Consider the following 12,778-nt stretch of genomic DNA (forward strand, 5'->3'; position numbering starts at 1 on the left):
CGGGCACAGTCCGGCTAGTAGGCCGAAGCCACAAGATTCAGACTCGTCACGTTCGGCATCGACAGCTTGAGGATAGTCAGTGGTTGGCCAGCGGAGCCCGTATCGGGAGCAGGTACAGCCGTCAGAGTGGAACCGGCCGGGACGCCGTCAAGACGGATGGTGATGCTTTGCCCGTCCCGCCGCAGAACTGCGCGGTTCGTCCCTAAGCTCACGCTCGCATCCGTGATCCATTGCCAGGTCATACTTCGCGCAGTGGTGTTCCTGACGGCATCTGTAATGGTCATGCTGGTTGTTCCATGCTCGACTGTCCGCGTCGCCACCGTGGTTCCAGGCAGGGCCTGCCGCATATCCACATCAGCTGACCTGGAAGAGATGCGCTTGATAGTGCCGACAGCCGTGCTCGGCTGGTTTGTGCCTTCGAAGGCAAGTGTTGAGTGCGCTGCGGTTGTCGGCTTCCAGTACGACATCCGCTGGCTCGCGGAGTAATACCCCGGTCCAGCCGGCAACATCATGCCGGGGTCAACTGACCATTCGATGCCCTTTCTGAAGAAAGAGACGGTTCCAAGGTCCATGTGGGCGTGGTTTGCGGCGTTTGAGCCGCCCTTTAGCGTTGCAGTGCTGCCAGGTATATGAATGGCGGCAAAGCCGGTGTGAGGATAGACGGTGGACTGTTTGGCCGGGAGGGACCCCGGCGCAATCCGCCACCACATAAGGTAGGCGTCGGGCTTCTGCGCGAAGCGACCGGCCACCCATGCCGCCACGGAGGCGTCGCCTCGCACTCGGGCGTCCCACGCCGGCATCAGTCCGCTTAGCTCCTTCGGCTCTGCGTCCGCGAACGGACTCGGCCTGCCATCCGGTCCTGTGCTGTTCAGGGCATAGTCGGAGACCTTCTCCAGAGAGGGCATTGCCACCGGCAGACTGACGTATGCGTTGGGGAGCGTCGAATACAGGACCGCAATCGCCCGGCTCTGGTAGGTCCAGTATCCCGGACCCTCCTGGGTCCCGCCGTCCGCTGTGATCATCTTCAGCGCCGGCTGGATTGACTTCAGTGATTCCTGCGCCAGGGCCGCCGCCATTTCCGGCCATGCTTTCAGGAAGACTGCCGCCGCCGTGAAGTTGGCCGCGTTGTGAATCGCCCCCAGATTCGTCGGCCCCTTAACCCAAGTATCGCGGTCCTCGAACAGGCACGTCTGCGGCCCCAGCCACCGTACTAGTACCGTTTCGTCCAGGCCCGTCAGCTTCACCCAGTCAGCGGCACTCGACGCCGCCAGCAACAGATGGGACGAGGCCAAGGTACTCATTCCCTCCGGACCGGCCAGCAGGATGCGCTGAGTGTCCGCTCCCAGCACATCCCGGGCCTTGGCGTCGTTTCCGGACAACCATCCATACGCCAGCCGGGGAGTACGCAGCACATACGCCGATCGCAATTGATCCAGACTCAACTCCACGCCCGCCTCGTTCACTGCCGCGCGAAGCAGCTGCCGGTGAACAGCCCCAGTAGCAGTGTCCGCTGAGGCACCTGCAAGGGAATCTCGCAAGATCTGCTGGTTGGTTGCGACGCCTGGACCGTCGGTCGGGAGCGCGGGCCTGAAGGCGGGCGGTGCCGCTGGCAATGCACAGCCGCCAGCAAATCCAATCAGGCCCGATACCGCCGGAATGCTCCCTGTCCCCTGTTCCAGAGCCGCCACGTAGGTAGGTGATGCAAGTGCCGGCGCGGGCACAGCCTGCCCCACCGCTCCCAGCTGTCTGGAGGTGTCGGCCGAGAGCTGTGTGCTGAAACCACTGGTGCGCGCTTTTTGCGCCTCATACGTCGACGCTGTGATCTTGCCCGCCGTCAGGTCCGCGAGGGCAGTCGTCGCTACCAGTTGCTGCTTTGCCCGCAAGTCCTTCAGCACAATGAGCTGTTGTCCGCCCTTCTTTACCGTTGCCGCACGGAGCACCTCAGCCTTCATCTTCACTGCAACGGCATCCATTGAACTCTGCGTAGATGCTGCCGTCAGCTGGCCGCCCACAACTTTGAGCAGCTCCAGCCCCGATGCAATGGCTCCCTTGATCACAAGCCCGTTGGCCCGCGCCAACTTCGGAACATAGTCACGCGAATCAACATAATCCTGTGCCGCAGAATACTGGGCCTGCCGCAACGCAGCACGCTGCTCGCTCAGCGTCGCAGCGAATGCCGGAGGCGCAAGTAGGCCCGAAATGGCAATAACCAGCACCATGCCCGCCGCCAGGCCGGTCTCCAAACTGATCCGCACAATAGTGCGAACGGAACGGCTGCGAAATCGTGAGATTCTGCCTGTGCCACGGCTTTCTCGTTGATTTTTAGATGACTGCTCGTACATCGAAACCCCCCGGACACCAGTGCGGTTCAGGGTCAACGGACGGGCCAACCCCAGGACAGAAAGGCGCAGGTGTCAGGGCACAATAGGGGACGGCTCATTGAGCATTGACAGGAATCAATGCGGACAATGACGGCCGCTCGATAATAAAAACCCGCAGACAATAAATCTGTCCACGACGACAACTGCGTTTACTGCATCCCTAGGAATTTCGATCCTATGAAGTAGCGGATGAAGCCGCACGAGTGTCAGGTACGCGAATAGCGCAATGGGCAGCACTGAGTGCGCGTCAATGTGTACTCAGGGGAAAATCGGCACCACCTGCGCAAAGCAACCAGGCAGTTGAATGGAGAGCCGGCTGGCGGTCAGTCCCAGCGCCAAAGTCAGCCCAGCAGCTGCCCCAGCGAGCTGACCTCGTGGCCGGAGAAATCCGGTGCCGGCTCCCCCACTCTGTTGAGCCAGACGCCTACAAGGCCTGCCGCCGTCGAACCTTCTGCGTCCAGCATCCTGTTGTCCCCCACATAGAGGGTCTCTTCCGGGGCAGTCCCCAGCAGGCGGACGCCTTCGAGGTAGATGGCGGGCTCAGGCTTGGCCACCCCTACGGTGTCCGTGCCAACCAGGCGCATGACGCGCTCCAGGCCGGCGCCGTCGAGCTTGGCCCGCTGGTAGTCGTGCACGTTGTTACTGACGGCACCGTAGGGGATGCCGGCTGCATCCAGCAGGTCCAGGAGCGGCAGCACGTCCGCGAAGGCCCGCACATAGGTGGGCTGCAGCCGCCCGTAGGCCGAAAGCCACCGGTGCGATTCTTCGCCGTCGGCAAGATCCACCCCGAAGTGCCCCAGGGCGGCGCGTCCCCGGAGGAGGCGCTGGTCGTTGAAGGTCAGCTCCCCCGCCAGGTACCTGTCGTAGTAGTGCGTGGTCTCGTGCGTGAAGATCCTGCCGAAACGCTCCCACCCGGTCTGGTCCAGACCGGGCAGGAGGTGCTCGCTGACCTCGCGCAGGGCGGTGGTCATGGCGTATTCAAGATCCACCAGGGTGTCGTCGATGTCGAACAGGACGCCCCGGATGGTCCCGAAGCGTGTGCTCAGGACGCCGCCAGCCGTGGTGCCGGTGGTAGACATCAGCCGCGGAAGGTGCGGAGCCGGCTCAGGGACGAGTCCTTGCCCAGGATCACCATGGATTCGAAGAGCGGCGGGGAGATCCGGCGCCCGGAGATGGCGGTGCGGACGGGACCGAAGGCCAGCCGCGGTTTCATCTCGAGGTCCTCCACGAGGGCCTGCTTCAGGGCCGTCTGGATGTTCTCCGGGTTCCAGTCCTGGACAGGCTCGAGGGCCGCAAGCGCTGCGTCCAGGACTTCGGTCAGGTTGGCGGGCAGCCCCTTGCGGGCATCATCGGCGACGTCGATCGCGTTGTCGGCCTTGAACAGGAAGGCAAGCATCTCCGGGGCCTCCCCCAGCAGGGTGATCCGCTCCTGGACGAGGGGTGCAGCCTCGGTGAGGATCTCTTCTTCCCTGTCTGTGAGGATCTCCCCTACCAGGTCCGCGGCCCGGAGGTACGGCACCAGGCGCACACGGAAATCGGCGGTCTCGAGCATCCGGACGTGGGTGCCGTTGATGGCTTCTGCCTTCTTGATGTCAAAACGTGCCGGGTTGGCCAGCACATCGTGGATATCGAAGTGCTCCACCAGCTGCTCGACGGTGAAGATGTCCTCGTCGGCGCTCAGCGACCAGCCCAGCAGGGACAGGTAGTTCAGAAGGCCTTCAGGAACAAAGCCGCGCTCCCGGTGCAGGAACAGGCTGGATTCGGGATCGCGCTTGGAGAGCTTCTTGTTGCCCTGGCCCATGACGTAGGGAAGGTGGCCGAATTCGGGCATGTACTCCGCAACGCCAATGGCATAGAGGGCGCGGTACAGGGCGATCTGGCGGGGCGTGGAGCTGAGCAGGTCTTCGCCTCGCAGCACGTGCGTGATTCCCATCAGGGCATCGTCCACCGGGTTCACCAGCGTGTACAGCGGCGCGCCGTTGGCACGGACCACCGCGAAGTCCGGCACGGAGCCGGCCTTGAACGTGATCTCACCGCGGACAAGGTCCGTGAACGTCAGGTCCTCGTCCGGCATCCGCAGGCGCAAGACAGCCTGGCGGCCTTCGGCCTTGTACTGGGCCAGCTGTTCCTCGGTGATGTGCCGGTCAAAGCCGTCATAGCCCAGCTTGGGGTCCCGGCTGGCCGCACGGTGGCGGGCTTCGATTTCATCCGGCGTGGAGTAGGACTCGTAAATGTGGCCGCCGGCCTTCAGCCGCGCGATGACATCCTGATAGATGTCGCTGCGCTGGGACTGGCGGTAGGGCTCGTGCGGGCCTCCCACCTCGACCCCCTCGTCCCAGGTGATGCCCAGCCACTTCAGCGCGTCCAGCAGCTGGTGGTAGCTTTCCTCGCTGTCCCGCGCCGAGTCCGTGTCCTCAATGCGGAAGACCAGCGTGCCCTTGGTGTGCCGGGCATAGGCCCAGTTGAACAGCGCCGTGCGGATCAGGCCCACGTGCGGGGTGCCCGTGGGTGACGGGCAGAACCGCACCCGGACCGGGGTATCGGCAGTGACGGACGGGATGGCGGCAGGGTTCAGCGCGGAGGCAGTAGTCATAGTGGTTCCAACTTTACCCGTCAGCGGCGGACCACCGGGTTGGACAGGCGACCGATGCCCTCGATCTCCACGTCGTAGCGGTCCCCCGCGGTGACGAGGTCGACGCCGGCCGGCGTACCGGTCATGATGACGTCCCCGGGGAGCAGGGTGAAAGCCCGGGAAACGATGGAGACGATTTCGCGGACGCCGCGGATCATCTGGCTGGTGCTGCCGTCCTGGCGCAGTTCGCCGTTGAGCCAGCCCTTGATGGCCAGGTCTTCGGTGTCCAGCTCGGTCTCGATCCAGGGCCCGAGGGGTGCCGAGGTGTCGAAGCCCTTGGCCCGGGCCCACTGCAGGTCCGTTTTCTGGACATCGCGGGCGGTGAGGTCGTTGCCGCAGGTATAGCCGAAGATGACGTCGTCGACGCGATCTTCCGGGACGTCCTTGCAGATCCGGCCGATGACCACACACAGCTCGGCCTCGAACGAAACTTCCTCGGAGAATTCCGGCAGCACAATGGGGTCGCCGGGGCCGATGACGGAGGTGTTCGGCTTCAGGAACAGCAGCGGCTGCTGCGGGACTTCGTTGCCCAGCTCGGCCGCGTGCTCGGCGAAGTTGCGGCCCACGCCGATCACCTTGCTGCGGGGAATGATCGGCGCCAGGAGCCGGACGTCTTCGAGCTTGTGCTTGACGTGGGTGCGCTCCACCCCGTTGAAGAAGGGGTCGCCGTTGATGACAGTGATTTCCTCACTGCCGGGCCCGCCTTCAACAACGCCGTAGAGGGGATCAGAATCGACTACAAACCTGGCAATACGCATGGTTGCTAGCCTACCGTCTTGAGCGGCCACCCCTGCCGTTGCGTCACGTCTTGCTGTCAGGCGTCAGACTGCCCACGCAGGTAGTCAAGCTGCGCGGCAACCGACATTTCGGCCGCCCGCCGGACGGAAGGTTCGACGTCGGCGTACACGGCGTCTGCCACGTCCGCCACCGTAGCGTTCCCGCCGATCCGGACCAGCGCTGCGCGGATCTGCGCCAGCCGCTCGTGCCGGTGCTCGCGGTAGGCGCTGGTGATGGCCTCCAGGGAGGGCAGCACCGGCCCGTGGGCCGGCAGGACGGTGGCCTGGCCAAGGGCTTCAAGCCGGTCCAGGGACTCGAGGTAGTCCCCCAGCCTGCCGTCCGGGTAGTCCAGCATCGTTGTGCCGCGGCCCAGGATGGTGTCGCCGGTCAGTACGGAACCGTGCTGGCCGTCGTCGGGAAGGTGAAAGCAGACGGAATCGGAGGTGTGGCCAGGCGTGGCCAGGACCTGGACCGTCACTCCGGCCGCCCGGATGGTTTCACCGTCCTGCAGGGGCTCGCCCCCGCCGTGGCAGTGCCGGGGGTCGGCCGCACGGACCGGGGCGCCGGTGAGCTCATGGAGCCGCAGGGAGCCTGCAGTGTGGTCGGTGTGCCGGTGCGTCACGAGAATGACTTCCACGGAGCCTACGTCCGCGAGGCGGCGGAGGTGGTCTTCGTCCGCGGGGCCCGGATCCACCACCACGGATGTATTGGCTCCGGGGGCAGAGATCACGTACGAATTGGTGCCGTCCAGGCTCATGGGCCCGGGGTTGGGTGCCAGGAAGAAAGCCGTCAGTGGGCTGCAGGTATGGAGAGAGCCGCTCGAGGTGGAGTTCACTGCACCATCTTCGCATCAGGCCTCCCACGTGGCAGAAGTTCCGTGAGACCACCGACTGGAGCGAGGCGGTGGACGGTGTCGCCGAGGATTTCCGGTAACGATCAGCACCCTGAAACCGGTCTCCCGCAAGGCCCTCAAGAATGCTGCCCGGAAGGCTACCCGCCGCTGAGGACCCGCCTCAAAGTAAAAGGAAGACCCATTAACGGACGACGGCGGTTGCCCGGCGCTGTGTTGAACTTCCCACAGTGCCGGCCAACCGCCGTCGTCATTTCCTGCGTGCGTTGCCTGCCACCTAGGCCAGGCGGGTCAGCCAGCCGTGGGTATCCGGCACCGTTCCGGTCTGGATGCCGAGGAGCTGTTCGCGGATGGCCATGGTGGTCTCCCCCGCCTTCGCGTCCTCGGAGCCGATGAATTCGGTGGTGTCCTTGAGGACACCGATCGGGGTGATCACCGCTGCGGTGCCGCAGGCAAAGACCTCGGTGATCTGGCCGGATGCCACGCCGTCACGCCATTCGTCAAGGGTGATCTTGCGCTCCGTCACCTCGCGGCCCATGTCCTTGGCAACCTGCATCACGGAGGAGCGGGTCACGCCTTCCAGGATGGTTCCGCTCAGCGCGGGAGTGGCCAGTGAGCCGTCCTTCATAACGAAGAAAACGTTCATGCCGCCGAGCTCTTCCACGGCGTCATCGTTGAAGTGGTCCAGGAACAGCACTTGCTTGCAGCCGTTCGCTTCGGCTTCCTGCTGGGCGATCAGGGAGGCGGCGTAGTTGCCGCCACACTTGGCCGCACCGGTGCCGCCGCGGCCTGCGCGGGCGTACTCGCGGGAGATCCAGATGGACACCGGCTTGAGCTCGCCGCCGAAGTAGTTGCCGGCGGGTGATGCGATCACCCGGAAGGACACCTCACGCGCGGCCCGGACACCCAGGAACGCCTCGGTGGCGATCATGAACGGGCGAAGGTACAGGGCCTCGCCGTCACCGGCGGGAACCCATTCCTTGTCCGCCTGCACCAGTTCCCGGATGGCACCGAGGAAGTATTCCTCGGGCAGTTCCGGAAGTGCAAGGCGTCGCGCCGACTTGTTCAGGCGGGCCGCATTCGCCTCCGGACGGAAGGTCCAGATTGAGCCGTCAGCGTGGCGGTAGGCCTTGAGGCCTTCGAAGATCTCCTGGCCGTAGTGCAGCACCGCGGCAGACGGATCCAGGGAGATGGGTCCGTACGCCTCAACGCGCGCGTTGTGCCAGCCACCCTCGCCTTGCTCGTCCACGCTGTAGTCGACGACGGCGGTGTGGTCGGTGAAGTAATTGCCAAATCCCGGGTTTGCCAGGACGGCTGCACGCTCTTCAGCTGACTTCGGGGTTGCCGAGAGCTGCTGGTTAAATTCGACGCCATGGGCGGTCTGAGTCATGGTTCCTCCACGATCGGCTGCCTTGTGAATGTGGTTCAGCACTGAACCGCAGGGCAGCATTTGGTGATTCGAAACAAGCTTACGCCCGTTGGCAGGACCTCCAGGCCCGGCCTAGAGCGCTGCAGCGATGGCATCCCCGACGGCGCTGGTGCTGCGGGCGCCGCCGTCGCGGGTTTCGACGTCGGCGACCACCGCAGCTTCGATCCTGCGGGCCGCGGCGGTGTAGCCGAGGTGGTCCAGCAGGAGCACCGCAGACAGAATGGCCGCGGTGGGATCTGCCTTCTGCTGGCCAGCGATATCCGGGGCAGAGCCGTGGACGGGTTCGAACATGGACGGAGCGGTGCGGTCCATGTTGATGTTGCCTGACGCCGCCAGGCCGATGCCGCCGGTGATGGCTGCAGCCAGGTCAGTCAGGATGTCGCCGAAGAGGTTGTCAGTGACAATGACGTCGAAGCGGGACGGGTTGGTGACCATAAAAATGGTGGCCGCATCAACGTGCAGGTAATCGTGGGTGACCTCGGGGAATTCCTGGGCCACCGCCTCGACGGTGCGCTTCCACAGGTGTCCGGCGTAAACCAGGACGTTGTGCTTGTGCACCAGGGTCACATGCTTGCGTTCCCGGGCGCTGGCGCGGCGGAAAGCGTCGCGGACAACGCGCTCCACGCCATATGCCGTGTTCAGTGAGACCTCGGTGGCCACCTCGTGGGGCGTGCCGGTGCGAAGGGACCCGCCGTTGCCCACGTAGGGCCCCTCGGTTCCTTCCCGGACAACGATAAAATCGATGATGCCGGGATTGGCCAGCGGGCTGCCGACCGTTCCGTACAGCCGCGACGGCCGCAGGTTGACGTAGTGGTCCAGGCTGAAGCGGAGCTTGAGCAGCATCTCCCGCTCGATGATGCCGGACGGAATCCGGGTATCGCCGGGGGCGGCACCTACCGCGCCGAAGAGGATCGCGTCCCGCGTCCGCAAGTCGGCGAGGACCTCATCCGGAAGGGTCTCGCCGGTGGCCAGCCAGTGCTCGGCTCCGAGCTTGTAGTGGGTCTGCTCGAGGACAACGCCTTCAGCGGCGACGGCCTTTTCAAGGACTTTCAGTGCCTCGGCAATGACCTCTGGGCCAATGCCGTCACCGGGAATGACAGCGAGATTGATCGTGGATGCGCTCATGCTCCAAGAATATTAAGATCATCCGCATGCCGGACAATCAGTCTCATTTGTTGAGACGGTGGAGTGGGTCCTCCGGCGAGGCCACCACCACCACGTTGGTGCCCCAGAAATCATCGGTGTAACAGGAAATGAGGACCAGCCTGTTGGGTGCCACTTGCCAGATGGGGCTGTCCTTGAGGCCGGACTTGACGTAGGTGGTCACTGAATCCACCCGGTAGGCCACTTCGCCCGTGGCAGTGGCCACTGTCAGCCTGTCCCCTGCTGCCGCATGGGTACTGAGCCGGTTGAACGGCGCGTCTCTGTCCAACCAGCTATGGCCGGCGATGTAGGTGGTGTTGACCGAGCCGGCTCCGGGCACGCCGTAGGGCGCCAGCCAGTAGCCGTCCACGGTGGGGGGCGGCACGATGGTCCGGGTGGTCTGGTCCTCGCCGGTGGGTTCGAGCGGATGTACCGCCACATCGATGTCTGCGGCCGGGTATATCAGCCTCTGGGGTGGCGACGCCGCCGGACCGGCAGGGACCGGGACGCTCGTGGCCGCCGAGGGTGCGCGCGTGGGTGATGCTTGAGCCGGTGCCGTCTGGTGCACAGCAACCCCGGTCACCGCCGGGGAAGTCCCCGGCCCGGCCAGCAGCGGGAGAAACGCGAACGCCAGGTAGGCCAGCACGCCACAGAGCGCAATGAACACGATACTTTTGGCGCTGAAGAGCCTTCCCCGCCCGGCTTCGGGCAAACGGCCTGCCTGATCCTGGGACGAAGTTGATTCCGATGAATGATCGCTGTCCATGGTTACCCCGCAGGTCAGTCGGACTTACCCGGTTGGCCGGCAGGCGCCGTGCCCTTGCGGCCACGGCGCCTGCCGGTGATTCAAACAGCGCCCCTGCGGGCGCCAGTAGCCGGCGTCATTCCTTCCGAGGCCGGGACGCTGGACCGCTTGCCGACAGAGTCTTGCGGGCGGCTACCCCCGCTGCAGCGAGCAGCATCACGACGATGCCAGCGGCCCAGGGGGCAACCGCAAGGTCAGTCGAACCTGCCACTGCAGTCTGGACATTGAAGCCAGGGTTGTTGGCAGCTACGGCACCTCGACCCGCAGGCGTTCCGACAACTGCCCCAGTGGGATTACCCGGCACAACTGGCGTCACTCCCGGCGGCACTACTGGCGGAACGACTGGTGGGACGACTGGTGGGACGACTGGCGGTACCTTGGTGGGAACACAGCCGTGTTCAAAGGTGGCCTGGCCTTCGGCCGTCCAGTTCTGGCCGCCCGGCACGATGGTGCCGCTGTTCGGCGGGATGATGTCCTCACCGTTCTGGTGACCGGAGCCGGCGTGGCCGTTCAGCGCATGCAGGTCCACTGTGATTTCCTCAAAGGGGTTGGTGGTGGAGCCGGTGGCGTGGCAGATGGTGATCTTGTGGCCGCCATTGCCGTTCGGCGGCTCGCCGGGTGCCGCGCAGCCGGCACTCCAGATGTCGACCATGTCAAGATTCTGGCCTCCGGGGAGAATGTTGCCCTCATTGGCCGGAATGATGTCTTCGTCGTGCTGGTGGCCTACGTGGCCGTTGAGCCCGTGCAGGTCGATTGTCACTGGCACATACGGGTTGGTTGCCGAGCCGGTGGCGTGGCAAAGGGTGATCTTCTCTTCGCTATCTGGCGATGCGATCGCCGGTGTCGTGGCCCCCAATAGTGCAAGGCCCATGACACCTAGTGCGGCAAGGATCCGTTTCATTTCCGTCTCCGTCCATTATCTGGTCCAAACTGATCAGACAGGTGGAAGAACGGCGCCATCCCCGATACGGAGGGCTAAAGGCAAACGGACAGCATCGGGGCGACGGTTCTCCCAGATGCGAATCATCAGTTTGCTAACCAGATAAGGCTAGACAGACGGACAGCATGGTGTCTCCAGTACTCAGTACCCGCCTTCCAAGGCGGGCCCTACTGACCGGTACGGAACCCTACTCAGTCCGGGCCGGCACAGGAGGCCCGCCCGGACTGCTTCTAGGCTTCTGCCGGCTCCTCGTACTTGGGAAAGACGGGCGCCGGGGCCGGCAGCGGCGTTCCGGCGACAATCGGCGTAGTGAGCGCGGAGAACTGGCGGGATCCGCCGTCGGGCTGTCCCAGGGTGTCCAACAGTGCGGCGGTGGCGGTGGGCATCACGGGCTGGGCCAGGATGGCCACGATGCGCAGCACTTCCAGCGTCACGTACAGCACGGTGTTCATACGTTCGACGTCGGTCTTCCGCAGCACCCAGGGGGCTTGCTCGGCAAAGTAGGCGTTGGTGTCCCCCAAAACGCCCCAGATGGCCTCGAGTGCGCGGCTGAATTCCTGCTTTTCGAAGGCGGCGCGGGCCGTCTCCAGAAGCCCGTTGGCCTGCTTCAGGATCGCGGTGTCTTCAGCCGTGAAGGCGCCCGGAACCGGGACCCGGCCCTCGCAGTTCTTGGCCACCATCGACAGCGAACGCTGCGCCAGGTTGCCGAAGTTGTTGGCCAGGTCCGAGTTCATGCGGCCCACGATGGCCTCGTGGTTGTAGCTGCCGTCGGCGCCGAACGGGACCTCGCGGAGGAAGAAGAACCGCACCTGGTCCAGGCCGTATTGCGCCACGAAGTCTTCCGGCGCCACCACGTTGCCGAGGGACTTTGACATCTTCACGCCGTTGTTGTGCAGGAAGCCGTGGATCATCACGCGCTTGGGCAGTTCGATGCCGGCGCTCATCAGGAACGCCGGCCAGTAGATGGCATGGAAGCGTGAGATGTCCTTGCCGATCACGTGCACATCGGCGGGCCAGAACTTCCTGAATGATTCCGACTCGACGTCCGGATAGCCGACGCCGGTCAGGTAGTTGGTCAGCGCGTCCACCCAGACATACATCACGTGCTTGTCGTTGCCGGGGACGGGGACGCCCCAGTCGAACGTGGTGCGGCTGATCGACAGGTCTTCGAGGCCGCGCTTGACGAAGCTGATGACCTCGTTAAAGCGGGACTGCGGTGCACCGAACTCCGGCTGGGCCTCGTACAGCGCCAGCAAGCGGTCCTGGTAGGAGGACAGCCGGAAGAAGTAGCTCTCCTCGGCCGTCCACGTCACCTCGGTGTCCGTCTCTTTGGAGTGCCGCACGCCGTCGTCCTTTACAACGGTGTCGTCCTCGACGTAGAAGGCTTCGTCCCGGACGGAGTACCAGCCCTCGTACTTGGACAAGTAGATATCGCCGTTGGCTTCCATCTTCTTCCAGATGGCCTGCGACGCGGCGTAGTGGTCGGCGTCCGTGGTCCGGATGAAGCGGTCGTAGGTGATCCCCAGCGCGGCGTGGGCAGACTTGTATACTTCCGCGTTGCGGTCCACCAGCTCCTTGGGCGTGACGCCTTCTTTCTCGGCCGCCTGCGCAATCTTCATGCCGTGCTCATCCGTGCCCGTCAGGAACATCACGTCAAAGCCGTCAAGCCGCTTGAAGCGCGCCATGGCGTCGGTGGCGATGTACTCGTAGGCATGCCCGATGTGCGGAACACCGTTCGGGTAGGTGATGGCCGTGGTGATGTAGAACGGGCTTTTGTCTGTTGCGCTCACGTGCGGACGATACCTTTGGTGCGAAGGGTCA

Annotated in this window: 10 protein-coding genes; all 10 read right to left on the bottom strand. The window is 64.4% G+C overall.

Features of this window, described 5'->3' with window-relative positions:
• Nucleotides 1–14: 14 nt before the first annotated feature.
• The 10 genes from ACZYZ4_RS05195 to metG all read right to left on the bottom strand — a co-directional run bounded on the left by ACZYZ4_RS05195 (nt 15) and on the right by metG (nt 12,747).
• A complete protein-coding gene (locus ACZYZ4_RS05195) occupies nt 15–2,378 on the bottom strand; it encodes a heparinase II/III domain-containing protein (protein ID WP_463858801.1) in 2,364 nt (787 codons plus the stop codon).
• A 344-nt stretch (nt 2,379–2,722) separates the two neighbouring features.
• On the bottom strand, nt 2,723–3,460 hold the full coding sequence (locus ACZYZ4_RS05200; protein WP_463858803.1) for an HAD family hydrolase: 738 nt from the start codon (nt 3,458–3,460) through the stop codon (nt 2,723–2,725).
• The gene (gene gltX / locus ACZYZ4_RS05205) at nt 3,460–4,974 is read right to left on the bottom strand and encodes a glutamate--tRNA ligase (protein ID WP_463858805.1); all 1,515 of its coding nucleotides are present in this window, start codon (nt 4,972–4,974) and stop codon (nt 3,460–3,462) included. The genes ACZYZ4_RS05200 and gltX overlap by 1 nt, the downstream gene beginning before the upstream one ends.
• A gap of 20 nt (nt 4,975–4,994) precedes the next feature.
• Complete coding sequence (locus tag ACZYZ4_RS05210; RefSeq protein ID WP_463858807.1) at nt 4,995–5,771, bottom strand: fumarylacetoacetate hydrolase family protein; 777 nt, start codon at nt 5,769–5,771, stop codon at nt 4,995–4,997.
• Between the two features lie 56 nt (nt 5,772–5,827).
• A complete protein-coding gene (locus tag ACZYZ4_RS05215; protein WP_463858809.1) occupies nt 5,828–6,625 on the bottom strand; it encodes an MBL fold metallo-hydrolase in 798 nt (265 codons plus the stop codon).
• A 292-nt stretch (nt 6,626–6,917) separates the two neighbouring features.
• Entirely contained in the window at nt 6,918–8,030 is a 1,113-nt protein-coding gene (locus tag ACZYZ4_RS05220; protein WP_463858811.1) for a branched-chain amino acid aminotransferase, read from the bottom strand.
• Between the two features lie 111 nt (nt 8,031–8,141).
• Nucleotides 8,142–9,194 (bottom strand): 3-isopropylmalate dehydrogenase, encoded by a 1,053-nt coding sequence (locus tag ACZYZ4_RS05225; protein ID WP_463858813.1) that lies wholly within the window; start codon nt 9,192–9,194, stop codon nt 8,142–8,144.
• Between the two features lie 43 nt (nt 9,195–9,237).
• Nucleotides 9,238–9,978: a class F sortase gene (locus ACZYZ4_RS05230; protein ID WP_498049676.1), complete on the bottom strand. Its 741-nt coding sequence runs from the start codon at nt 9,976–9,978 to the stop codon at nt 9,238–9,240.
• Between the two features lie 115 nt (nt 9,979–10,093).
• Nucleotides 10,094–10,918 (bottom strand): hypothetical protein, encoded by an 825-nt coding sequence (locus tag ACZYZ4_RS05235; RefSeq protein WP_463858817.1) that lies wholly within the window; start codon nt 10,916–10,918, stop codon nt 10,094–10,096.
• Nucleotides 10,919–11,187: 269 nt separating this feature from the next.
• A complete protein-coding gene (gene metG, locus ACZYZ4_RS05240) occupies nt 11,188–12,747 on the bottom strand; it encodes a methionine--tRNA ligase (RefSeq protein ID WP_463858819.1) in 1,560 nt (519 codons plus the stop codon).
• Nucleotides 12,748–12,778: the final 31 nt, after the last annotated feature.

The organism is Pseudarthrobacter adonitolis (assembly GCF_055412845.1).